This is a genomic window from Aurantimonas sp. C2-5-R2 (assembly GCF_036549495.1).
Lineage (GTDB): Bacteria > Pseudomonadota > Alphaproteobacteria > Rhizobiales > Rhizobiaceae > Aurantimonas > Aurantimonas coralicida_A.
Genome location: NZ_JAZHLJ010000049.1, coordinates 1 through 22,702, shown reverse-complemented (window position 1 = coordinate 22,702; position 22,702 = coordinate 1). Strand labels below are relative to the sequence as shown.

The window sequence follows — 22,702 nt, the reverse complement described above, 5'->3', positions numbered from 1 at the left end:
AGCAAGAGGCCTCAGGCCGCCAATTCAGGGGAGAAACACGATGGCAGACAAGCGACCGGCCAAATACGATATCCTTTTCGAGCCGATCCAGATCGGTCCGAAGGTGATGAAGAACCGGTTCCATCAGAGTCCGCACTGCATCGGGGCGGGGTCGGACAAGCCGGGCTTCCAGGCGGCGCATCGCGGCGTCAAGGCCGAGGGTGGCTGGGGGGCCATCAACACCGAATATTGCTCGATCCACCCGGAATCCGACGATACCCACCGCGTCTCGGCGCGGATCTGGGACGAAGGCGACGTGCGCAACCTGCGGGCGATGACCGACGAGATCCACAGGCACGACGCGCTGGCTGGCGTCGAGCTGTGGTACGGCTCATCGCACGCGCCCTGCATGGAGACGCGCTGCACGCCGCGCGGCGCCACCCAGTACGCCTCGGAATTCGAGACCCTGACCTACTGCCACGAGATGGACCATGACGACATTCGTCAGGTCCAGCAGTATTATGTCGACGCGGCGCTCCGCTCGCGCGACGCGGGTTTCGATATCGTCAACGTCTATGGCGGCCACGCCTATCTGCCGGTGCAGTTCCTGTCACCCTACCACAACAAGCGCACCGACAAGTATGGCGGCGCATTCGAGAACCGCGCCCGGTTCTGGGTCGAGACCCTGGAACAGGTGAAGAACGCGGTCGGGAACGACTGCGCCATCGCCTCGCGCTTCGCGATCGACTCGCTCTACGGCACCGCCGGTGTCGAGGTCGAGGTCGACGGCATCAAGTTCATTCAGCTCGCGGATGACCTGGTCGATGTCTGGGACATCAAGGTCGGCGACATCGCCGAGTGGGGCGAGGATGCCGGTCCGTCGCGGTTTTATCGCCAGGGCCACCAGATCCCGTGGCAGAAATTCGTCAAGCAACATTCCAAGAAGGCCGTTTTGGGCGTTGGCCGCTTCACCGATCCGGAAAAGATGGCCGAGGTCATCCGAAACGGTGAACTCGACATCATCAGCTGCGCGCGCCCGTCGATCTCGGACCCGTTCCTGCCGCAGAAGATCGAGGAGGGCCGGATGGACGACGTGCGGACCTGTATCGGCTGCAACGTTTGCATCTCGCGTTGGGAGATCGGCGGACCGCCGATGATCTGCACCCAGAACGCCACCGCGGGCGAGGAGTATCGCCGCGGCTGGCACCCCGAGAAGTTCGAGAAGGCCGGGTCCGACGACACCATTCTGGTGATCGGCGCCGGTCCGGCGGGCGGCGAGGCGGCGCGGGTGCTGATGGAACGCGGCTATGTGGTCCATCTGGCCGACAGCGCCGACAAGGTGGGCGGCCACGTCAATACGGTGGTGACGCTGCCGGGGCTCGGCGAGTGGGGCTATCACCGCGACTATCGCGAAGTGCAGCTCGACAAGCTGGTCAAGAAGAACCGCGACAGCCAATTGGCGCTCGGCGGCAAGGCGCTGACGGCGGACGATGTCCTCACCTACGGCGCCGACAAGGTGATCCTCGCCACCGGCTCGTCCTGGTGCGGCGACGGCACCAACGCCCTCAGCCATGATCCGATTCCGGGCGTCGATTCCAGCAAGCCGAACCACGCGACACCGGAGCAGATCCTGGTCGACGGCAAGGCGGTCGGCAAGCGGGTCACGATCCTCAACGCGGATCCGTATTTCATGGGCCCGTCATTGGCCGAGATGCTGGCTGCCAAGGGCCACGAGGTGTCGGTGATCGATGGCGTCGGGTTCGGCAAATACATGCACTTCACGCTGGAGGCGCCGAACATGCACCGCCGCCTGCACGAGCTGCATGTCCGGGTCGTCGGCGACAGCTGGGTCACCAAGGTCGAGGACGGCCGGATTGAAATCTACAACATCTGGGGCGACGGCTCCCGGCGGGAGTATCGCGGCCCTGGGGTGATCCCGCGCGTGGAGAACCGAACCCACGAGTGGCACGAGTACGACACGCTGGTTCTGGTCACGGGGCGTCGATCGAACGATGGGCTGTTCCGCGAACTCAAGGCCCGCAAGGACGAGTGGGCCGCGAACGACATCAAGGGTGTCTACGTGGTCGGCGATGCCTGGGCGCCGAAGCTGATGGCCGATGCGACCTTCGACGGGCATCGCATCGCTCGCGAGATCGAGGAAGCCAATCCACAGCTTCCGCTTGCCTACAAGCGCGAAGCCTCGGTCTGGGGCTCGGCTTACCTGCCCGGCGGCGAGTACCGCCAGGAGTGGAAGCTCTAGAACGCTGCGAGGAAAGTCGGGGGGGGCGGGGGGCGGGCGGCCCCGACTCGCGACCCGCCCACCCGACCCTCGTCCGGGTCCGGAACGAGGCGTCCGGGATGCGCGATGTCCGACGATGGTTTCCGTGAGATCAGGAGGAGCGGCCACGATGATCAGCCCCGAACACGACCCGCGGGACGTGACGCGCATCCTGTTTCAGGATTTTCCGGTTTGGATGACCCTCGTCTTCTACGTCGCGGCCGTCGTGGCCATAGCCGCTTTCGTCTACGGCGTTTACGTCCAGGTCCGGAAATACCGCAGGGGCGTGCGTTCCGGCGCATGGTCGCCGTTCTGGCCGCGTTTTGCGCGGATGGTCGAGACGGTTCTTTCGCATCGCACGATTAAGCGGCGCGCGCGCCGGGCGGGCTCCGCGCACGCCCTGATCTTCTTCGGTTTCGTGCTGCTGTTCATCGGTACCAGCATCATCACGTTGGAATACGATATCATCGAACCGTTGACCGGGCTCAAATTCTGGTACGGCTCGTTCTACCTCATTTTCTCGCTGGTCCTGGACATTGCCGGTGTCGGGCTGATCGCCGGCCTTCTTTATATGATGTACCGGCGCAAGTGGCTGGCGCTTCCGAAACTGGATTACCGCCGCCCCGATCGCGCGCCCGACGAGCCCGACTACGACCGCGCGTCCTATCGCCGCGAGGACTGGGCGTTCCTTTGGACCCTTATCTTGATCGCCGCGACCGGCTTTTTGCTGGAGGCTTCCCGGCTGGTCTGGCTGCAGGGCGATCCGACGGTCTGGGATTACCGGTGGTGGTCGCCGGTCGGTGCCGTGACCGCCTCTATCCTGCAAGGGATCGGCCTCGGCCCCGAAGGCGGCGCGGGCTTTCGCATGGGGCTCTGGTGGACCCATGGCCTTCTCGCGCTCGCCTTCATCGGCCTCGTTCCATACACCAAGGTGCAGCACATCTTCACGGCCATGGGCGCGCTGATGGCGATCGATCCGGACGCCAAGCGTCGGCTGCCGACGGCGGATGTCGATCAGGACAAGATCGGCTTTTCCGAACTCGCCGACTTCTCGGACAAATATCTTCTGAACTTCGACGCCTGCACCAAATGCGGCCGCTGCCACGAGGCTTGCCCGGCAAACGCGTCGGGGTTTCCGCTATCGCCACGCGACATGGTGCTGAGCCTGCGGGAACTCGCGAACGATACGTTGTCGGGCGCGCGCATGCCCGCCGGCCCGATTCAAGTGATCGGCGACGGCATCAATCAGATCAGACCCGAGACCTTGTGGTCCTGTCGGACCTGCGGCGCCTGCACCGAGATCTGCCCGGTCGGTATCGAGCATCTGCCGATGATCGTCCAGATGCGCCGCGCCCTGATCGAGGAGGGCGAGTTCGATCCGATGCTGCAGACCACCTTGAAGAGCCTGCAGAAATCCGGCAACTCGCTGGGCGAATCCCGGCGCAAGCGGCCACGCTGGACGAAGTCTCTCGACTTCACCATCAAGGATGCCCGCGCCGAGCCGGTCGACGTGCTCTGGTATGTCGGCGACTACGCCTCGTTCGATCCACGCTCGCAGAAGGTGACGCTGGCCTTCGCCCGAATCCTCCATGCGGCGGGGGTCGATTTCGGTATTCTCTACGAGGACGAGCAGACCGCCGGCAACGACGTCCGCCGGGTGGGCGAGGAAGGCTTGTTCCAGGCGCTGGCCGAGGCGAATATCGCGCTTTTGAAGGAATGTGCGTTCACGTCGATCGTCACCACCGACCCGCACACCTTCAACACGATCAAGAACGAATATCCCGAATTCGGCGGGACTTATCGCATCGAGCACGCCAGCGCGATGCTGGAGCGGCTGATCCGCGAGGGTGTCGTGGCGACGCCGAAGACCTTGCCCTACAGGGTCACCTATCACGATCCATGCCATCTCGGCCGGCTCAACGACGGCGCCGAGCCGCCGCGTCAGGTGTTGTCGAAGCTCGGCGTCGAGCTGGTCGAGATGCGGCGGAGCAAGGACAATTCGTTCTGCTGCGGCGCGGGCGGCGGCCGCATCTGGCTCCCCGATCCACCGGAATTGAAGAAGCCGGCCGAACTCCGGGCCGCCGAAGCGGCCGAGATCGACGGGCTGGAAATCCTGGTGGTCAACTGCCCGAAGTGCCTGAACATGATGGAGGACGGCGTCAAGGGAACCGGAAACGAAAGCAATTTCCGGGTCATGGAATTGATCGAACTGGTCGCGGAGGCAATGGCGGATGACGTGTCCGGCGCCGATGTCGCGCAACAAGAACCGATCGGACAAGCATGACCCTCTGGTTCGGGACAGCGACGATGGTCGATGGCGACGCGTTACGGGCGTTGATCGATCGCCTGCTCGACGCGGGCGATCCCTACGCCGCGCTCGGTGCTTATCCGCATGCCGATGCGCGGGATCGGCAGGCTTTGGAGGCGGTGATCCTGGCGACGCCGCGGCTCAGGCTGACATTCGCCGCCGCGCCTTACGCGGCCGCCGATCTGCTCGAGCGAATCTCCGTCGACGCGAACGCCGCGATCCGGTTGCGGCTGGCGAAGAATCCCGCGACCCGGCCGTCGACGCTCGCGCGGCTGCTGGCGGACGATGCCTCGGACCGCATCCGGCGCTATGTCGCCGCGCATCCAAGAGCGGAGGCCGCGACGCTCGCCGTCCTTGCCGGTGATCCGTCGATCGCGGTGCGCCGGGCCGTGGCGGGCAATCCGAATGCGCCTTGCGACGTCCTTGCCCGACTGGTCGCCGCAGGCGATGGTCTGATCGACAGGAACGCGGCTCACGGCCCATTTGCCGATGCCGAGCTATTGCAGACGTTGTGGGCCACCGGCGATCGCAATGTACGGGCCGAGGTCGCCGCCCATCCGAACACCGCTCGCAGCCTTCTCGCAATGGCCGAGGCGAGTGCGGATGCGTTGATTCGGCGCAAGCTTGCCGCGAACCCTGGGCTCGGCGCGGCCATGCTGAACCGCCTTTTCGCCGATGACGACGAGAGGGTCCGCGCGGCGGCGGTTCGCAATTGCGTCATGTCGGGCGCGTTTCTTGACGATCCGCAGGATGAACCCTCGCCAAGGGTTCGCCGCATCGCCGCTCGGCGCGAGCGGCTTTCCGCCAAGGTCATGAGCCGGCTGGCCAGCGATCCCGACGCGTGGGTACGCCGGTGGATCGCGCGCAATCCGGCGGTTTGTGACGATCTTCTGCGCCGTCTGGCAGCCGACCCGGTGATGGAGGTGCGGCGCGGCGCGGCCCGCAATCCGTCCTGCCCCGGGCCGCTGCTGTCGGTTCTGGCATGCGACGCGGCGGCGTGGGTGCGCGCCGGCGTCGCTCTGCGCGAAGACGTGCCGGACGCGGCGATCGACCGGTTGCTGGAGGACGATGGCCCGGACGTTCTGGGTGCCCTGGGGCGCAACCCGCGGACACCGGCCTCCAAGCTCGAGGCCATCGCGTGCCACCCGGACAAGGACGTGCGCCGCGCCGTGGCGTTCAATCATGCGGCGCCTTGCGAGGTGGTCGCGCGTCTGGCCGAGGATCCCTATCCGCTGAACCGCGTCGTCCTTGCCAACCATCCGAAGCTGGGTCTCCGCCACATCGAGCGCCTGCTCGACGACCCCGAGCCGCAAGTCCGTTTCGCCGCTTCCGCGCGGCTGGCGCGGTTCTTTGCGGCGCCCCACACCATCGCAGGCGATCTGCACATCAACGCGTGAAAATGGAGCGAGGCCGTTGCCATGAAGATTCTGGTCCCCGTTAAACAGGTCGCCATTCTCGACGACGAATTCGAAATGCGCGACGATGGTCGCGATGTCGACGAGGACTTCTTCGAGAAAGACCTCAACGAGTTCGACCATTTCGCCGTCGAGGAGGCGCTCCTGATCAAGGAGGCCGCGGGTGAGGGGGGCGAGGTTGTCGTCGTCACCGTCGGCGATGCCGACGCCGACGACGCCCTGCGCACGGCCCTGGCCAAGGGCGCCGAACGCGGCATCCGGGTCTGGGACGACGGGCTCGCGGACGCCGACGGCATCGCGATCGCCAAGGTGCTGGCCAAGGTGGTCGAGCGCGAGGCGCCGGACATGGTGTTCACCGGCGCGCAATCATCGGATTTCGGCCACGCCACCACGGGTATTGCGCTCGCCGGCCTGCTGGGTTGGCCGCATGCGGCGGTGGTGTCGAAACTCGACTACGCGCCGGGGGCGGCTAGCGCGACCGTGCATCGTGAACTGGAGGGCGGGCTCGAAGAGATCATGACCGTGACGTGTCCCGCCGTTCTGTCGATCCAACTCGGTATCAACCAGCCGCGCTATGCCTCTTTGCGCGGCATCCGCCAGGCCAAGCAGAAGCCGGTGGACGAGCTTGGGCTCGGCGATCTCGGCCTTGGCGCCGGCGACATCGCGCCGGCTTCGCGCGTGCGGCGCATGTACGCCCCCGAGAAGGGCCAAGCCGAGATCATTACGGGATCGGCCGCCGAGCAGGCCGCGCGTCTGGCCGAGATCATCAAAGAACAGCGGGGGATGTGAGAAATGGCCGAGATTTTAGTCATTGCCGGGCAGCGCGACGGCTCGTTCGCCCCTGCCTCCCTTGAAGCGATCGCCGCGGCAAACAGCGTCAAGGGCGAGGCGGACACGCTCGCGGTCGCCATCCTTGCCGCTGATCCGAATGCCTTCGTCGGCGATCTTTCGGTCAGCGGCGTGGACGAGGTGATCGCGGTCAAGGCCGGCTCCAACGATTTTCATCCCGAGCTGTTGGAGGCGGTGATCGCCGTCCTGGCCGGGGCTCGTGAGCCCGCGCTGATCGCGGTCGCGCACAGCGTCGACGCATGGTCGTATGCGCCGGCCGCCGCCGCCAAGCTCGGCTTTGGCTTCGCCAGCGACGTGCAGGCGTTGCGATACGAGGACGGCGAGTTGGTCGCCACCCGCGCCGGCTACGCCGAAAAGGTGCTGGTCGATCTGGATTTCCCCGACAAGCAGACCGTTTTCGTCACCGTCCGAACCAATGTGTTCGATCCGGCGGGCGGATCCGGCTCGCCAACGGTGACGGCGATGGACGCGCCGGCCAGCGCCGTCTCGACGTCCCATGTCGGCTGGAAGGAACCCGAGAACGCCGGTGGGATCGACGTCCCGGGCGCGGAGTTCATTTTATCGATCGGCCGCGGGGTTGGCGACGAAGGCAATGTCGAGCAGTTCCTGGAACTGGCGGACCGGCTCGGCGCGACCCTCGGCTGCTCGCGACCGATCGCGGATAACGGCTGGCTGCCCAAGGCCCGCCAGGTGGGGCAGTCTGGACAGTTGGCGGCGAGTTGCCGGCTCTACATCGCGCTCGGCATATCGGGTTCGGTCCAGCACCAATGGGGCATGAAGCACGTCGAGACCATCGTGGCAGTGAATTCGGACCCGGAGGCGTCGATCTTCAGCATCGCCCGCTACGGCATCGTCGGCGACATGTTCGAGATCGCCGAAGAACTGGAAAACCATTTCTAGCGCACCGGACGGGCGGAAGACCCGCTGGACCACGCATCGAGACAAGCAAAGGGAGGAACATCAGATGACCAGACGGGTTTCCGCACTCGAATCCGAACACCGTGCGCTGGGCGCCGGGCTTGATGACTGGAACGGCATGGACGTGGCATGGAGTTACGCTACCTCGACCGAGGACGAGCACGATGCCGTGCGCGAGGCGGCCGGCCTGTTCGACGTATCCGGGCTCAAGAAGATCTGGATTACCGGCCCTGACGCGCTCGCGGTGGTTGACCGCATCGCTACCCGCGACATGACCAAGATCGGCAAGGGCAGATCAGCCTATTGTCCCGTGCTGACCGATGCCGGGACGATCTGCGACGACACCATCATTTTCCACGTCGACGACAACAAATATCTCTTCGTTCACGGCGCCGGTCAGAGCGCCACACGGCTCGAGGAAGCAGGGCGCGGGCGGAACGCCGACATTCGCTTCGACGACGCATTGCACGATATTTCGCTCCAGGGGCAGAAAGCCCTGGGGCTGCTCGATGCCCACACGCCGGTCGACCTGGATAAACTCGATTATTTCCATCAGGTCGAGACCACGCTGTTCGGGCGCAGCGCGATCCTATCGCGGACCGGATATTCGGGCGAGCGGGGATATGAGATTTTCACCGATCAGAGCGACGTCGGGCATCTGTGGCAGAGCATTCTCGATGCGGGGCAGTCGGACGGCGTCATGGCCTGTTCGTTCAACTGCCTGGACAAGATCCGCATCGAGGCGGCGCTGCTGTTCTATCCCTACGACATGAGCGAGGTGAACACCCCTTGGGAGGTGGGGCTCAACTGGTCGATCTCGCGCAAGAAGCCCGACTTCATGGGCCGGGAGGCGCTGTTTGCCGCCGAGGGCAAGGAGAAAGTGAAGTTCGCCGGCGTTTCCTGCACCTCGACGACCGAAGTTCTGGAGGCCGGCGCCAAACTGCTTCTCGACGGCGAAGCGGTCGGCGTTGTCAACAGCCCCGCTTATTCGCACCGGATGAAGAAGTCTCTGGCGCTGGTCCACCTGCGGCCGGACGTGGCGGTGGGGACCGTTCTCCAGCTTGCTGGGGACCAGCAATCGCATGACGTGACGGTCGAGCCGGTGCCATTCTTCGATCCGAAAAAGACGCGCACGCACAGCTGAGGCATCTCCCACGGCGACGACCAACCGGCTCCCGGTTCGCCGGCCTCGGCTTTGCGGCATCGTTCCAAAAATGGGGACTCGGGTTTTGGACGAAACGATGCTGCTGTCTCAAAGCCGACAGCGTCTGCAAGGCGCCTGACAGAGGCGCGGCGCTGTCGGCGCTGTAGCGGCAAGAAAGGTGACGAATGACCGCGACCTGGGCCGCCCCCGCACCATCCACCCTTCGGGCGTCCGTCGCGGTTGCCCTTTCGGCGCTGGTCTGGGGGTGCTGGTGGATCCCGCTGCGGGTGATCGACGGCTATGGCCTGAAGGGGGATTGGACCAGCGTTGCCGTTCTCGGCCTCGCGGCACTGTGCCTGACGCCGTTCATCCTCGGTCGCTCCGGCCGTCTGCTGCGGGCGGGTGCGATGGTCTGGGGGACCGGTGTGTTTTTCGGCGCCATGTTCGCGACCTATCAACACGGGTTGATTACCGCCGACATCGTTCGTGTGACCCTTCTGTTCTACCTCGCGCCGGTCTGGGGCACGGTGTTGGGGGTCGTGTTTCTCGACAAACGGCTTTCGTTGCTCCGCGTCCTGGTGATCGCCCTCGGCTTTGCGGGCGCCATGGTGATCCTCGACTTCAGGGCCGGCGTGCCGTCGCCGCGGGGGCTTGGGGAATGGATGGGCCTGGCCTCCGGGATCGTGTTCGCTATCGGCGCAACCTTCGCCCATAAGGTGGTGGGCGAATACGAGATGGAGAAAACCTGGCTGAGCCTGGTTTTCGGCGCCTTGCTGTCGCTCGTGTTCGCATTGTTGAATCCTACATCCGCGATGCCCTCCACCGACCAGGTATTCGCCGCGGCGCCGTTCACCCTCGGCGTCGTGGTCGTTGTTCTGATCCCGATCACGTGGACCATGGTCTGGGGCGCGCAAAAGCTGGATCCGGGGCGCATCGCGCTCTTGCTGATGCTCGAGGTCGTGGCGGCGTCGATCACCGCCGCGCTGCTGGCTGGTGAACCCTACGGGATCGAGAAATTGATCGGCACGGGCATGATCCTGACCGCCGGTGCCGTCGATGCGCTGGCGGAGCGGAAGGCCTGACCAAGGGCCGGGACGGCATTCGCTGCGTCCAGCGTCACCGATCGCGGACCGGATTTTCCGAAGCGGCTTTCGTCAGGGCATCGGGTCGGCGCTGCTGGTCGGCCAGTCCGGCACGAAGCCGAGGATCTCGGTCTCTGGATGAAGGCTCGGGTTGAACAGCTTGTTATGCCACCAGGTGGCCTCGTAGAGCGGATTTCGCCGCCCAAGCGGCAGGACTTTGCACAGGAGGTCGTAGCGTTGCGCATAGGCCTCGAAGGTCAACGTGCAGCGCCCGCCGGCGCGGAGCGTCGCGGCACCGGGTGAGTTCGGCGGGAAGGTCGCGGTCAGGATGTCGCAGAACTCCCGCGGCTTCTGGTAATAGACGGCAGAAAAATAGCGCAGCGCCTGTTCGCGCTGCTCCGCGGGGTCGTTCGTCTTCCTGGCCATGTGCAGCAGTTCGGAGGTCTTGGAATAGGCCGGTGCCTTGGACAGCACCGTGATGATGTGCCCGAGTTTTTCATGCTCGCCCTCCAGCCTCACCGAGGGAGTGATCGCGGCGTCCGGACGGCCGGCATTGTTGCGCATTGCGAGCTGTCGGACGCGGCACTGCCAACGCAAGAACGCGTGCTGAAGGGGGTTCGGCGCGGCCTCGATCCCGTCGTCGTGTAGCGGTCTGTTCACGTCTTTTTCTCCCGCGTTTCAAGACTGCCCCGTTTGTATCCCTTCCCCGAACCGTTTCGGGGAAGGGATGGTCGCTATAGCTGGAAGATCTGATTGGCGACGATCACGATGACGACTCCGGCCGCCAGGGCGAGGTAGGGCTTCATTCCGGCCCGACGGATCGAAAGATCGCGTGAGTCGATGTGCAGATCCTCCAGCATCCGCGCCGGGAATTTGCCGCCGTCCTGGATGTAGTGGCGGTAAGCGAACACCGGCAGGATCAGCGCGGCCGCGATGATGCCAGCCATCAGCGTACCTTCGCCCCAGACATTCGCGCCCGCGCCGAGGAGCAGTGCGTTCACGAAGCTGAGCGCCACGCCGATCGCCATGATCGGCGTCGGGCAGCGCCATGGCCGCGGTGTTTCGGCGTTGTCGATCCGGTGGATCCACCCTGCGTTCAGGTTGAGGAAGTTGAAGATCAGATAGCAGCAGTTAGATACGGCCAGCACGAACAGATAATCCGACATCAACAACAGTATGAGGTTGAAGCAGAAATCCGTCCACATTGCCCGGGTCGGGGCGCCGTGGGTGTTCACACGGCTGAGATAGCGCGGCAGCCACCCATCCACCGAACCCTGGTAGAGCGTCCGTGAAGATCCCGCCATGGAGGTCATCACCGCCAGCAAGAGGGCGAGGATGAGCATGATGACCATCAGCGAGTAGACGAACGAGCCGCCGCCGACCATCCCGGCCATTGCGCCCGCGACGGCGGAGCCATCGACGATACCGTCCTGCAACATGCCCTCGACGCCGAGCACCCCCTGGAAAGTCAGCGGGACCAGCGAGAAGATGACGAGGCACAAAATGCCGGCGGAGAGGATCGCCTTGCTGGTGTCGGTCCCCGGATTCTTGAACTCGGACGTATAACAGATCGCCGTCTCGAAGGCGTAGGCCGACCAGGCCGCGATGAACAGCCCACCCAGAAACAACGTCCAGCCCGGGATATTCCATGTACCGGCAACGACATTGCCGGCGTCATCGAAGGCGAGGGGCTTGAGCGGCAGAAGGTTTTCGCTCAGCACGTCCCCCGTCAGCAGCGGCACGATCCCCACGATCAGCAACGGGATCACCACCGCCAATCCAACCACCATCTGGAAGCGGGCGGCCCGCAAGACGCCGCCGTGCTGAATGCCGAAGACAACCAGCAAGATGGCCGCGCCGATGACAAAGGTCGCGTCGATTCTGAGACTGAGGCCCTGCTTCAGCGAGTCGAGGTTCAAAAGGGTGATTTCCCAGCTGCGGATCGCGGAGTCCGCCTCGAAGAAAACGGTCAGGATATAACCTGCGGCGAGCCCGCCGCCGATAGCCAGCACCGGTGTCCAGGCTAGCCAGTTGCACCAGACCGAGAGCGGAGCGATCACCTTGCCGTAACGGACCCAGGCGGCCGCGCCATAGACCGATGCGCCGCCGCTCTTGCTTGGAAACAGGCCGGCGATCTCGGCGTAGATAAAGGCCTGGATGAAGCCGAACGTGACCGACAGGATCCAGACGACCCATGACGGATTGCCGATCGTGGCCGCGATTCCGCCGATCGAGAACAGCAGCAGAGCCGGAACACCGCTGGCGAGCCAGAACGCGTCCTTCCAGCCGATACTGCGGTGAAGGCCTTGCTCGTCAACTGTTGGAGCACTCAACGCTACTGATTGATCCGAAGACATGGTTCCCCTCCCTTATCTATGCAGGTGCGCCGGTTTCCTCCCCGGATCTCTGACCCGGTGATACCGACGCGCTCGTCCTCCGTGACCGACCTCCCGTGGCGTTATCTCCGCTTCTTTAGGGGTTCGTCGGTCACCTCTTCCGTACCGCCAGGGCTCGCGGCCGGCCTGTACGATCTGTCATGGGAAAGGCTGGGAATCCGGCCGCGCGTGGCGGCGACCTGATCGAGGTCTATGGTCGCGTGCACGACGCCGGGAATGTCGCCTCCATCCGCGACGACTTCGCCCCATGGATCGACGACCAGCGAGTGTCCGTAGCTTTCGCCACCGCCCTCGACCGGGCCGATCGCGCAAGGGGCGACGATGAAGACACCGTTCTCGATCGCTCTGGCCCGGTTGAGCACATGCCAATGCGCTTCGCCCGTGCGTTTGGTGAAGGCGGCCGGGACCACGATGATTTCTGCCCCGGCCCGCGCGAGATCGCGGAAGAGGGTCGGGAAGCGCAGATCGTAGCAGATCGTGTGGCCGATCATCCCATAAGGCGTTTCGGTCAGGACCGCTTCGTTACCGGGGGAAATACGTTCACTCTCCCGATAGGCCTCGGTTTCCGAAAGCTGGACATCGAAGAGATGGATCTTGTCGTAACGGCTTTTGATCGTGCCGGTGTCGTCGATCATGAGACTTCGGTTGAGGAACTTGCCGGCGGCATCGGATACGGCCACCGATCCGACCATGATCCAGACCTTCCGCGCCCGCGCAAAGACCTTCAGTTCCTGCAGGACGGGGTGGTCCGCCTCCGGCTCGGCGGGCGGCGCGAGAAAACGGCCTTCGGTGCGCAGGCCGCCGCAGTATTCCGGCAGGAGGAGCATCTGCGCACCAGCGCTGACCGCGGCATCCGCCAACGTCAGTGCCTCCGACAGCGCGGACGAAAAATCCGCTCTCGGCCGGGTCTGGAGGCAGGCGAGGTTCAGCGACCGTGCCATTGCATCAGAACTTGGTATACGCTTGCCGAAGCGTTGCCAGCGGGTGCCGATCCGACATCTGGAACTTGATGAGAAGTTCCCGCGCGATCATGTCCCGGTCCTGCTGGTTATTCGGCAGCTCGATGGAGTCGGGCACTCTCACCCAACCGTTGATGTTACGGTCGAAAACGGCGGGCTTTCCTTCCTCGTAGCCCATGTGGATGTCCTCGAGCCAGTTGAGGTCATCCCATCCCATCACCTCCATGTATTTTTGTAAGAAAGGGGTGATGTGATTGTAATCGGGAACCAGATTGACATCGTATCGGTAGCCGATGTGCTGTCCAATTTCCTTTTCACGATCGGTCTCCAGACCTGCGGAATCCTTAAGGAATTGATCGACATCCTTGATTTCGGAGCCGCGGTATTGTGTTCCGGCCATTCGGTCTCTCCTCAGAGATGGTGATAATCTTCGACGCCAGGCGTATAATTCGTACCAGCAAGCGGCACGCCCGCCATGGCGGATGCTTCCATCGTGAGCGCGGCCAGATCCTCCGGCTCAAGGCTGTGGACGTTGGTCTTGCCACAGGCGCGGGCAAACAGCTGCGCCTCGATGGTCAGCGTGTGCAGGAAGTTGTAAACGCGCTCCGCCGCCTCGTCCGGGTCGAGCCGCGCGCGCAAGAGCGGGTCCTGTGTCGCGACGCCAACCGGACAGCGACCGGTGTGGCAATGGTAGCAGGAGCCCGGTTCAACGCCGATCTCCTCCTGATAATTCGCCTCGGGGATGTCCTTGTTGCAATTCAGGGCCATCATCGCGGAATGGCCGATCGCGATGGCGTCGGCGCCGAGCGCGATGGCCTTCGCCACGTCCGCCCCGTTCCGGATGCCGCCAGCATAGATCAAGGTGATCTCGCCCCGCTTGCCCAGGTCATCGATGGCCCGGCGCGCCTGACGGATCGCGGCGATGCCGGGCACGCCGGTCTCCTCCGTTGCCAGATGCGGTCCGGCGCCGGTACTGCCCTCCATGCCGTCGATGTAGATGGAGTCCGGATCGCATTTCACCGCCATCCGCACGTCGTCATAGACCCGCGCGGCGCCGAGCTTGAGTTGGATCGGAATCTGCCAGTCGGTCGCCTCGCGGATTTCGTTGATCTTGAGCGCGAGGTCGTCTGGTCCCAGCCAGTCCGGATGTCGAGCCGGCGAGCGCTGGTCGATGCCGGCGGGAAGCGATCGCATCTCCGCCACCTGATCGGTCACCTTCTGGCCCATCAGGTGTCCGCCGAGGCCGACCTTGCAGCCCTGGCCGATGAAGAACTCGCAGCCGTCGGCCAGCACCAGATGGTGCGGATTGAAGCCGTAGCGGGATTGAATGCACTGGTAGAACCACTTGGACGAATAGCGTCGCTCGTCCGGGATCATTCCCCCTTCGCCCGAACAGGTGGCGGTTCCCGCCATCGTCGCGCCGCGGGCGAGGGCGGTCTTGGCCTCGTAGCTGAGCGCGCCGAAGCTCATGCCGGTTATATAGATCGGGATGTCCAGATCGATCGGGCGCTTGGCGCGCGGACCGATCACCGTTCTGGTTTCGCATTTTTCGCGATAACCCTCGATGACGAAACGCGTCAGCGTGCCGGGCAGGAAGGTCAGGTCGTCCCAATGCGGGATTTTCTTGAATAGCGAGAATCCCCGCATCCGATACCGGCCAAGCTCGGACTTGATATGGATATCGTCGATCACGTGCGGCGGGAAAACGAATGACTTTCCCAACCGATACACGTCACGGTCCACCGGAGTTTTCTTCGGCATGCGCCCATCGTCCATTTCGGTAATCCTTCCCCCGTTAGAGGATGAGTTTTTTCTCGGCGGGCTCCAGATTGTCGTAATTCCAGAGCTGCTTACCCGCGACGATCTTGGTGAAGTGGTCGACGCCCTTCTCGGGCATCAACTCGTACTGGGTGAGCTTTCGGGTCAGCCAGGCCTTGTCGAGGTCGGTCAGCGCCGCCGGCACCGCGTCGACGCCGAACGATTGAATCTTGCCGCCCACATAGATCGTGCCATCATACATGGAGTCGCCGAGATTCTTGCCGGCGTTGCCGCAAACCACCATTCGGCCGCGCTGCATCATGAAGCCGGAAAATGCCCCGGTATCGCCTCCAACGATGATCGTGCCGCCCTTCATGTCGATGCCCGTCCGCGAGCCGACGGAGCCCTTGCAGACCAGATCGCCGCCGCGGATCGCCGCGCCGAAGGTCGAGCCGGCGTTCTTCTCGATCACTATGATGCCGGACATCATGTTCTCGCCGCAGGACCAGCCGACCCGGCCGTTGATCCTCACGGTCGGCCCGTCGATCAGGCCGACGCCGAAATAGCCCAGAGAACCCTCGACGATCAGGTTGAGCTTGTTGAGGATACCAACGCCCAGAGCGTGCTTGCCGCGCGGGTTCTGGATAACGATGCTGCCGTAACCCTCGCTCATCAGATCGCGGATCCGGTTATTGACCTGCGTGGCGGTCAAATTGTCGGTGTCCAACTCCGTCCGCTTGTTGAAATCCACGTCAGGAGCCCACGGGTAGGTGAAGCGCTCGGCCTCGTCCTCGTCGAACTCGATCAGCATGGTGCGACCGTTGAGTTGCTCGGTCGTCATCCCGAGCGCGATGGCCCGCTCCTCTTGGGTCATTTCCTTGAGTTCGGCATCCATCATGCTTGCCATACCCGTACCTCCTCATCGTAGGGGTCGTAGGTGTCGATTTCCTGGGGAAGGATCGCGCGTATGGCGACCTCCTCCGACGCCATGGCGATCAGATCGTCGCTCTCGTAGAGAACGAGCGGCTTGGCAGCCATCGTGTCCTTGGCCATGCCCAGCTGGTTTTTTGTCGCCACCAGGTAGGTGAAGACACCGTCGATCTCTCCGATCGACCGGCGGAGGCTTTCCTCGAGTTCGACGCCGTTCGCCAGGTTGTGGGCGGTGTAGACCGCCAGCAATTCGCTGTCGCAGTCGGAGGTGAAGCGGTGGCCTTTGCGTTCCATCTGGCGGCGCATGATCCAGTAGTTGGTGATCTGGCCGTTATGGACGACGGCAACGTCGTTGTAGGGGAAGGCCCAGTAGGGATGGGCCGAGCGGATATCGACGTCCGACTCCGTGGCCATCCGCGTATGGCCGATGCCGTGCGTGCCGGTGAACCCGCCGAGCTGGTACTGGTTGGAAACGTCGGTGGCGTCGCCCAAATCCTTGATCAGCTCCAGCGAATTGCCGAGGCTGAGAATTTCCACGCCCTCGACATCCTCGATGTAGCGGGCGAGCTCTTCGGTATCGCCGTCATGACTGATGACGAAACGATAGGCGTACTCGGTCGCCTTCTTGCGATCCTTCACCTCCACGTCGTGCTCGGCAAGCCGGCTCTCGATTTCCTCCAGCCGCTCCGCTAGTTTGGCGCCAATACGATAACCGACGGCGTCGATCTCTTCTTTTTCGGCGAGCTTGAAGCGCAGGATGTAGTCGCCCGGATTGGGCTCGCCATAGACGGCAAAACCGGTTGAATCCGGCCCTCGATGCTTCAGGGCCTGCAGCATCGAGGTCATCTCGGCGCCAACATTGGAGTTCTTGCCTCGATAAATGAGGCCAGCAATTCCGCACATGCTAACTGTTCCTCCCGCAAATATTTCGAGGCGTTCGCAGCCCCATGCCGACTTGTCTCGCCGCCCGTCTCACGGCAGGTAATCGAGATAGGTGTCAGCGTCCCAGTCCGTGGTGGTGTGCATGAAGCGTTCCCACTCGTCCCGCTTGTATTCGTCGTAGAGGCGGTACATCTCGCCGGGCATGGCCGACTTGATCACGTCGTCCTCGGCCAGCGCCGCGAGCGCGTCGCCAAGCGACATCGGCAGTTTCTGAACCTGCTTGCCCGCCTCCATCGCGGCGTAGATGTTGCGCTCTTCCGGCTTGCCGCAGTCGATCTTGTTGGTCAGCCCGTCGTCCACTGCCATCAGGATCCCGGCGGCCATCAGGTAGGGATTGACCATCGAGTCGACCGAGCGGAATTCGAAACGTCCTGGCGCCGAGATGCGCAGGCCGGTGGTGCGGTTCTGGTATCCCCAGTCCTTGAAGATCGGGGCCCAGAAACCGGTGTCCCACAGGCGCCGGTAGGAATTGACGGTCGAGCAACCGATCGCGGTCAGCGCGTCGAGATGCTTGACGATGCCGCCAACCGCGTGCTGGCCGACCACGCCCGGCATCTGCGGGTCGTCGCCCTCCGGCATGAACGTGTTGTCCCCGCCCTTCTGGTAGGCGAAAACCGCATCCATCGCGGCCCGTTTTTTCTGTCCGAGCTTTGGATGCTCGTCCTCGCCGCCGCGCCAGAGCGAAATGTTGTGGTGGCAGCCATTGGCCGAGACGCCCATGAACGGCTTGGCCATGAAGCAGGCGATCAGGTTGAATTCGCGCGCGACCTGGGCGCAGATCTGCCGATAGGTGGTCAGCCGGTCGGCGTTCCTGAGGCAGTCGTCGAAGGCGAAGTTCAGCTCCAGTTGACCCGGCGCATCCTCATGGTCGCCCTGGATGATGTCGAGGCCCATCGCACGGCTGTATTCGATCACCTTCATATAGACTGGACGCAGGCTTTCGAACTGGTCGATGTGATAGCAATAGGGGTTGGAGAAGCCGCCGGCGGGCTTGCCGTTCTCGTCCTTCTTCAGCCACATCATCTCCGGTTCGGTTCCAGCGCGCAGGTGCAACCCGTGCTTGTTCTCGAATTCCTGATGGATTCGGCGAAGATTGCCGCGGCAATCCGAGGTGAGGAACGCGCCGGGGTTTTCCCGTTCCTCGCGGTTGCGGAACAGCGTGCACCATACGCGCGCTACCCGTTTGTCCCACGGCAGTTGGCAAAATGTTTCGGGCTCTGGAATACCGACAAGCTCGGCCGCTTCGGGGCCGTAGCCCATATATTCGCCGTGCCGGTTGAGGAAGAGATTGACGGTGGCGCCGTAGACGAGCTGAAAGCCCTTCCCCGATATGCTTTCCCAGTGGTCCGCCGGGATACCCTTGCCGCAAATCCGCCCGGTAATCGAGACGAACTGAAGATAGAGATACTCAATTCCCAGATCGTCGATCTTCTTGCGGACTTCCTTGACGAGCGCGTCGCGACCATCGGCCTCGACGATGCGCTCCATGTCCGTCTTGCCGAACTTTGCGTCCATTTTGTTCACGTTCGCGCTCCCTGTTTTCAGCGGAACGTTCAAAGAGGCCCGCCTTTGTGTGCTTCTGTTCGCGTCCCGATCAACTCCAGGGGAAGGGGCTGTGAGAAGTGGGGTGCAGCTCGCCTTTTTCGAAGCGGTCGAAGCGGAACGGCTTCAGCAGTTCCTGCTCCTCGCCCATCACCTCGTCGGCGATCAGTCGTCCGACGCCGAGCATCTTGTAGCCGTGGTTGCTGTCCGCGATGACGGTCGCGTTTTCGTTGAAGTGGTCGAAGACCGGAAAGGAGTCCGGGGTGAAGCATCCGATCCCGCCGGATGGCTCCCGGTGATATTTGGGCATCATGCCTTCGAAGCGTTTGTGGCAATGGGCGAGGGCGGAGACCCACATATGCGCGAACGCCGGTCCGGAGACGAATTCGGGACTGTCCGGCCCATAGGGGTCGATCTGTACCTCGTCGACGGGAGTATCGACCTTGTAGGGCGCCGCGCCGCCCTGCACGCCGCCGAAATGCCAGTCCGGCTTGTAGTAGATGCCCCACATCTTGTCGGTGATCGTGGAGCCGTCCACGTCCGAGATCAGCGGCGCGTCCGTGTCGACATGGATCACTGGCGGCATCTTGCCGCCATTGGTCAACAGCATCCCCGGGTCGACCCGAAGCAGCCCTTCCTCGAGTTGCCAGAACCGCCACATGTCGATGCCTTCGCGGACGTTCCCCTTCAGATCCTTGACGGTTATCTGCTTCGGCAGACCAAGCATGTCCCAGAAGTTTCGCACCCAGGGGCCCGCCCCGATGATGACGCGGTCGCAGCGGATGGGACCCTTGTCCGTCTCCACCGCACGGACCGCCTTCGAACCATTGTCGCTGACGAAGCCCTTGACCTCGACGCCGGTGATAATCCGGACGCCCAGATCCTCGGCCTTCTTTGCCAGGCCGTAGATCGATGTCGTGTTGTTGGCGTAGCCGCCGCGCTTTTCATGCAGGACGGAAGTGATCGCCTGGGCCTGCCAGTCGTCGAACAGGCCGCGCATGTAGCTCGTGGCGGCGTTGGCACCTTCGATGAAGACGCTCTCATAGCCGATCGCCTGCTGCTCCGCGAAAATCTGCGCCACATCGTCGCGCATCGCCTCACAGGAAATCTGCATATAACCGACGGGATGGTAGCTGAATGCCTCCGGATCGCTTTCCCAGACACCCACCGAATGGGCCATCAGGTTGCGCATGGCAGGCTGGAAGTAATTGTTTCGCACCACGCCGCAGGCAATGCCCGAAGCGCCCGCCGCGATCCCTGACTTGTCCAGAACGATGATGCGGCCTTCGACCGTTTCGTTCCTTTCGGTCAGGCGCTCGGCCAGCCGCCAGGCGGTGGCCAAGCCGTGAATGCCGGCGCCAACAACGACGAATTCCGCATATTCGGGAAATGCCACGATCCAGCTCCAGTCGGCATCAAGTGATTGAGCGCTACTTAACTGACGTCGGAGTTTCAGTGAGTTTGATCCGAAATGCAACCCATTTTGATCCGATTGTTGAAATAATTTGCCAATATGCATTTATTGGCATAAATTTGGACTAGAAAACGAAAATTCGGAGTCGTCCTGATCATGGCAAATCAAATTGGCTCAGCCGAAGTTGCCGCCCTCCTGCGGCGTGAGATTCAGAGTGGAATCCGCGCGCCGAAGGATCGATTGCCGCCTGAGCGGACAATGGCTGAAACCTTCGGGGTCGCCCGCGGAACGGTGCGCGAAGCCCTCAATCGTCTGGCAGAGGAGGGGCTGGTCGAGGTACGCCCCGGAAGCGGAACATATGTGGCATTCGAGGCGAAGGAGGAAGCCAATCCGGTGGTCGAGAACGCGAGGCCGCTCGAATTGATCGATGCGCGTTTCGCGCTGGAGCCGCATATCTGCCGCCTCGCGGTCCTGCATGCCCGAATGCAGGATCTGGAAGAGATGGAAGAGCTTCTCTCCAAGATGGAAGCCCGCGTCTCCGACCCCGTCGCCTTCTCGGCCGCGGACCGGGATTTTCATGTCCGCCTGGCGCATATTACGGGCAATTCCCTGTTGATCTGGATCGTCGGTCAGATCAACTCCGTGCGAAATCAGGAGCAGTGGCTGCAGATGCGTCAACTCACACTCGATGAAAGCACGATCGCGCAATACAACGTTCAGCACCGCCAGATCGTCGATGCAATTCGTTCGCGCGAGCCGGAGCGGGCGGCGACCTTAATGAAGCAACATCTCGAAACAGCGCGGCTCTCGCTCACCCGAGCCGCCGCGACTTAGAGGCCGTTTCGAAACCCTGCCAAGACCAGCCTCCATGGTTCACCCGGGACGCCCAAACCCGCGGAAATCGGGTATCATGTCATTGCGGAGCGNCTTAGAGGCCGTTTCGAAACCCTGCCAAGACCAGCCTCCATGGTTCACCCGGGACGCCCAAACCCGCGGAAATCGGGTATCATGTCATTGCGGAGCGACCATCCGAGGGGCCTTTGAACCCGCCGCAGTGAGTTTCGAAACGGACTCTTAAGCGTTCGCGGCGGCTTGCAGCCAGTTGATGTAGAGCCGTTCGGCGATTTGATTGAACGCCGCCATTTCCCCATCGCAATTCGCTATCAGCCGGGCGCCGCCGCCCGGCCCGAGCGCCGCCTCGAGTTCGCTTTCATAGGCTGGCACCGCGGACCAGTTTCGAGCCGTATCCCGCTCTGTTTCCGCATGAAACTGGAGGGAATAAGCCCGTGGCCCCCACTGCATAGCCTGCACCGCGCAGGCTGGCGAAGTGGCGAGGCATTTGGCGCCGCGGGGCATTTGCTTCACCTCGGCACCGTGCCACTGAAGAGCCCGGAACCGTTCGGGAACGCCATCGAAGAAAATCCCCGTGGCGCCGCCTTCAGTCAACTGCACTTCGCCGATGCCGACTTCCGCCGTCTCGGCGGGGCCACAGGCGCCGCCAAGCGCTTCCGCCAGGAGTTGATGGCCGAGACAGATGCCCAGGAACGGCATGCCGTGGCCTTCGACCGCCTCGCGTATCAGGGCCTTTTCCGCGCGGAGCCAAGGGTAAGTGTCCTCTTCCCAGACATTCATCACGCCGCCCATGACCCAGAGCGCGTCGAATTCGTCGAACGGCGGCGGATCGTCCCCTTCCTGAAGCTGGATGGCGCGCTATTGGTGCCCGTCCTCTTCCAGAAAGGCGCGAAAGGCACCGGGATGTTCCATGCGCTCATGCTGCAGCACCAGTACTCTCATCGGGTTCCCTCCCTTTGGGCGTACCATTCGGCTTCTGCCGAGTTCTGGTCTTCCCGAAAAACAATCACTTACCACCCGCCAAACCGGCTTGCTTGTCGGGTCACCTGCATAACATCATGTGCAACATGGCGGTTGAAGTGGCGATCTTGCAGCATCTCACCAAACGCAATGGCGTTTGGCGGTATGTCCAGCGCGTGCCCGAGGGCGTCCGTGATGTCTTCCCTTTCACTGGGACAATAATCCCTGCGAACCAAGGTGGAACGACGTGCTCGCGAGGCTGCCGGTAGCGTCCGGAAGTGGTGGAAATTCCTCGCCCAGATTGGGTGTTAGACTAAGGAGGTGGCCCTCGATGTGGTCGGATACGGTGGAGTTTGCGGACTTCAACCTGGCCGACACGGAGACCCCGATGACCGCGACGACCATGCCGCTGATCGAGCTTCTTCGGAAGCATGACGAGGGAGATTTTCTGCGCGCCGTGAGCGAAGCTGTCCTCTAGCTTTTGATGAGACACGATGTCGAGGGCCAGATCGGCGCCGGACGGCACGAGCGGTCCGATGGCCGGGGGACCTATCGTACCCGCGATTGATCTGCACCTCGCCTCGGTCGTCGATCCACGGCACTCGGAAGATGACCTGGCGCTCGGGTTCACAAATCCGTTCGATCCGCGCCTCGTCAGCATATTCGGGATGTTTCGAGACGACGGGGCCGAGACTTTCCAACACTTCGTGGACGGACTAATGGAACTCCTGTTCACCGGCGTTGCGGTGCAGGACCATGCTCAGGATCGGTTGCAGCTTTTCATCAATTGCGTTCATGCATTGTCATTCGGGAATGGACGGTCAACGTTTCGAACTCCTTGGGGGGCTGATGAGAGTTCTGCAGGCGTGTTTTCCGTCCGGACCACGTGTCGGCACGATCCCGTTTACGGCCCACCAGCGGACCGCCAACTTCCATGAGGATGGTTCGTCCGCGGGCCCGCTGCTCGGATGCGGAA

General features: G+C 63.0%; 19 protein-coding genes and 2 pseudogenes. 9 read left to right on the top strand and 12 right to left on the bottom strand.

Translation table 11 applies throughout. From position 1 onward, the window contains the following. Window positions 1-40 precede the first annotated feature (40 nt). From VQ044_RS17555 to VQ044_RS17525, 7 genes are all read left to right on the top strand, one after another. Window positions 41-2,239, top strand: a complete 2,199-nt coding sequence (locus VQ044_RS17555; RefSeq protein ID WP_327648497.1) for an oxidoreductase — start codon at window positions 41-43, stop codon at window positions 2,237-2,239. 148 nt (window positions 2,240-2,387) lie between these two features. Next, complete coding sequence (locus VQ044_RS17550; RefSeq protein WP_327648495.1) at window positions 2,388-4,541, top strand: heterodisulfide reductase-related iron-sulfur binding cluster; 2,154 nt, start codon at window positions 2,388-2,390, stop codon at window positions 4,539-4,541. Continuing rightward, window positions 4,538-5,962, top strand: a complete 1,425-nt coding sequence (locus VQ044_RS17545) for a hypothetical protein (protein ID WP_327648494.1) — start codon at window positions 4,538-4,540, stop codon at window positions 5,960-5,962. Before VQ044_RS17550 ends, VQ044_RS17545 begins: the two co-directional genes overlap by 4 nt. 21 nt (window positions 5,963-5,983) lie before the next feature. Continuing rightward, the gene (locus VQ044_RS17540; protein ID WP_327622679.1) at window positions 5,984-6,769 is read left to right on the top strand and encodes an electron transfer flavoprotein subunit beta/FixA family protein; all 786 of its coding nucleotides are present in this window, start codon (window positions 5,984-5,986) and stop codon (window positions 6,767-6,769) included. A 3-nt stretch (window positions 6,770-6,772) separates the two neighbouring features. Next, entirely contained in the window at window positions 6,773-7,729 is a 957-nt protein-coding gene (locus VQ044_RS17535) for an electron transfer flavoprotein subunit alpha/FixB family protein (protein WP_327622678.1), read from the top strand. A 64-nt stretch (window positions 7,730-7,793) separates the two neighbouring features. Continuing rightward, the gene (locus VQ044_RS17530) at window positions 7,794-8,891 is read left to right on the top strand and encodes an aminomethyltransferase family protein (protein WP_327622677.1); all 1,098 of its coding nucleotides are present in this window, start codon (window positions 7,794-7,796) and stop codon (window positions 8,889-8,891) included. 185 nt (window positions 8,892-9,076) lie between these two features. Continuing rightward, on the top strand, window positions 9,077-9,973 hold the full coding sequence (locus VQ044_RS17525; protein WP_327648492.1) for a DMT family transporter: 897 nt from the start codon (window positions 9,077-9,079) through the stop codon (window positions 9,971-9,973). 72 nt (window positions 9,974-10,045) lie between these two features. On the opposite strand, the gene VQ044_RS17520 is transcribed toward VQ044_RS17525, so the two are convergent. The 9 genes from VQ044_RS17520 to VQ044_RS17480 form a co-directional block, all read right to left on the bottom strand. Beyond that, entirely contained in the window at window positions 10,046-10,633 is a 588-nt protein-coding gene (locus VQ044_RS17520; protein WP_327648490.1) for a hypothetical protein, read from the bottom strand. Window positions 10,634-10,707: 74 nt separating this feature from the next. Further along, window positions 10,708-12,330 carry an APC family permease gene (locus VQ044_RS17515; protein ID WP_327622674.1) on the bottom strand — a complete coding sequence of 541 codons (1,623 nt, stop codon included), beginning with the start codon at window positions 12,328-12,330 and terminating at the stop codon, window positions 10,708-10,710. Between the two features lie 101 nt (window positions 12,331-12,431). Continuing rightward, entirely contained in the window at window positions 12,432-13,310 is an 879-nt protein-coding gene (locus VQ044_RS17510; protein ID WP_327648488.1) for a carbon-nitrogen hydrolase family protein, read from the bottom strand. 4 nt (window positions 13,311-13,314) lie between these two features. Further along, the gene (locus tag VQ044_RS17505; RefSeq protein ID WP_327648486.1) at window positions 13,315-13,728 is read right to left on the bottom strand and encodes a hypothetical protein; all 414 of its coding nucleotides are present in this window, start codon (window positions 13,726-13,728) and stop codon (window positions 13,315-13,317) included. Window positions 13,729-13,739: 11 nt separating this feature from the next. Further along, complete coding sequence (locus VQ044_RS17500) at window positions 13,740-15,089, bottom strand: FMN-binding glutamate synthase family protein (RefSeq protein ID WP_327622671.1); 1,350 nt, start codon at window positions 15,087-15,089, stop codon at window positions 13,740-13,742. Between the two features lie 34 nt (window positions 15,090-15,123). Continuing rightward, window positions 15,124-15,993, bottom strand: a complete 870-nt coding sequence (locus tag VQ044_RS17495) for a GXGXG motif-containing protein (protein ID WP_327648484.1) — start codon at window positions 15,991-15,993, stop codon at window positions 15,124-15,126. Next, window positions 15,981-16,919, bottom strand: a complete 939-nt coding sequence (locus VQ044_RS17490) for a glutamine amidotransferase (RefSeq protein WP_327622669.1) — start codon at window positions 16,917-16,919, stop codon at window positions 15,981-15,983. The genes VQ044_RS17495 and VQ044_RS17490 overlap by 13 nt, the downstream gene beginning before the upstream one ends. Before the next feature lie 69 nt (window positions 16,920-16,988). Next, on the bottom strand, window positions 16,989-18,473 hold the full coding sequence (locus tag VQ044_RS17485; protein ID WP_327622840.1) for a glutamine synthetase family protein: 1,485 nt from the start codon (window positions 18,471-18,473) through the stop codon (window positions 16,989-16,991). 79 nt (window positions 18,474-18,552) lie between these two features. Then, entirely contained in the window at window positions 18,553-19,896 is a 1,344-nt protein-coding gene (locus VQ044_RS17480; RefSeq protein ID WP_327622668.1) for an NAD(P)/FAD-dependent oxidoreductase, read from the bottom strand. 174 nt (window positions 19,897-20,070) lie between these two features. On the opposite strand from VQ044_RS17480, the gene VQ044_RS17475 reads away from it, so the two are divergent. Beyond that, window positions 20,071-20,748, top strand: coding sequence for a FadR/GntR family transcriptional regulator (locus VQ044_RS17475; RefSeq protein WP_327622667.1), 678 nt, complete (start codon window positions 20,071-20,073; stop codon window positions 20,746-20,748). A 240-nt stretch (window positions 20,749-20,988) separates the two neighbouring features. Here VQ044_RS17475 and VQ044_RS17470 read toward each other — a convergent pair whose 3' ends face one another. Next, window positions 20,989-21,618, bottom strand: a complete 630-nt coding sequence (locus tag VQ044_RS17470; protein WP_327648513.1) for a type 1 glutamine amidotransferase — start codon at window positions 21,616-21,618, stop codon at window positions 20,989-20,991. A 496-nt stretch (window positions 21,619-22,114) separates the two neighbouring features. Here VQ044_RS17470 and VQ044_RS17465 point away from each other — a divergent pair. Next, window positions 22,115-22,282 (top strand): annotated as a pseudogene (locus VQ044_RS17465) (IS256 family transposase); the annotation flags it as partial. On the opposite strand, the pseudogene VQ044_RS17460 reads toward VQ044_RS17465, so the two are convergent. Both VQ044_RS17460 and VQ044_RS17455 read right to left on the bottom strand, forming a co-directional pair. Next, window positions 22,281-22,523 (bottom strand): annotated as a pseudogene (locus VQ044_RS17460) (NADP-specific glutamate dehydrogenase); the annotation flags it as partial. The pseudogenes VQ044_RS17465 and VQ044_RS17460 sit on opposite strands and share 2 nt — an antisense overlap. After that, on the bottom strand, window positions 22,510-22,702 hold a 193-nt coding region (locus VQ044_RS17455), incomplete at its 5' end, for a hypothetical protein (protein ID WP_331827732.1). The gene VQ044_RS17455 and the pseudogene VQ044_RS17460, both read right to left, overlap by 14 nt.

Bases quoted from the DNA above. Each gene is read 5' to 3' on its own strand.
- VQ044_RS17555 (WP_327648497.1), top strand. From the start codon at position 41: ATGGCAGACAAGCGACCGGCCAAATACGATATCCTTTTCGAGCCGATC.
- VQ044_RS17550 (WP_327648495.1), top strand. From the start codon at position 2,388: ATGATCAGCCCCGAACACGACCCGCGGGACGTGACGCGCATCCTGTTT.
- VQ044_RS17545 (WP_327648494.1), top strand. From the start codon at position 4,538: ATGACCCTCTGGTTCGGGACAGCGACGATGGTCGATGGCGACGCGTTA.
- VQ044_RS17540 (WP_327622679.1), top strand. From the start codon at position 5,984: ATGAAGATTCTGGTCCCCGTTAAACAGGTCGCCATTCTCGACGACGAA.
- VQ044_RS17535 (WP_327622678.1), top strand. From the start codon at position 6,773: ATGGCCGAGATTTTAGTCATTGCCGGGCAGCGCGACGGCTCGTTCGCC.
- VQ044_RS17530 (WP_327622677.1), top strand. From the start codon at position 7,794: ATGACCAGACGGGTTTCCGCACTCGAATCCGAACACCGTGCGCTGGGC.
- VQ044_RS17525 (WP_327648492.1), top strand. From the start codon at position 9,077: ATGACCGCGACCTGGGCCGCCCCCGCACCATCCACCCTTCGGGCGTCC.
- VQ044_RS17515 (WP_327622674.1), bottom strand. From the start codon at position 12,330: ATGTCTTCGGATCAATCAGTAGCGTTGAGTGCTCCAACAGTTGACGAG.
- VQ044_RS17510 (WP_327648488.1), bottom strand. From the start codon at position 13,310: ATGGCACGGTCGCTGAACCTCGCCTGCCTCCAGACCCGGCCGAGAGCG.
- VQ044_RS17505 (WP_327648486.1), bottom strand. From the start codon at position 13,728: ATGGCCGGAACACAATACCGCGGCTCCGAAATCAAGGATGTCGATCAA.
- VQ044_RS17500 (WP_327622671.1), bottom strand. From the start codon at position 15,089: ATGCCGAAGAAAACTCCGGTGGACCGTGACGTGTATCGGTTGGGAAAG.
- VQ044_RS17495 (WP_327648484.1), bottom strand. From the start codon at position 15,993: ATGGCAAGCATGATGGATGCCGAACTCAAGGAAATGACCCAAGAGGAG.
- VQ044_RS17490 (WP_327622669.1), bottom strand. From the start codon at position 16,919: ATGTGCGGAATTGCTGGCCTCATTTATCGAGGCAAGAACTCCAATGTT.
- VQ044_RS17485 (WP_327622840.1), bottom strand. From the start codon at position 18,473: ATGGACGCAAAGTTCGGCAAGACGGACATGGAGCGCATCGTCGAGGCC.
- VQ044_RS17475 (WP_327622667.1), top strand. From the start codon at position 20,071: ATGGCAAATCAAATTGGCTCAGCCGAAGTTGCCGCCCTCCTGCGGCGT.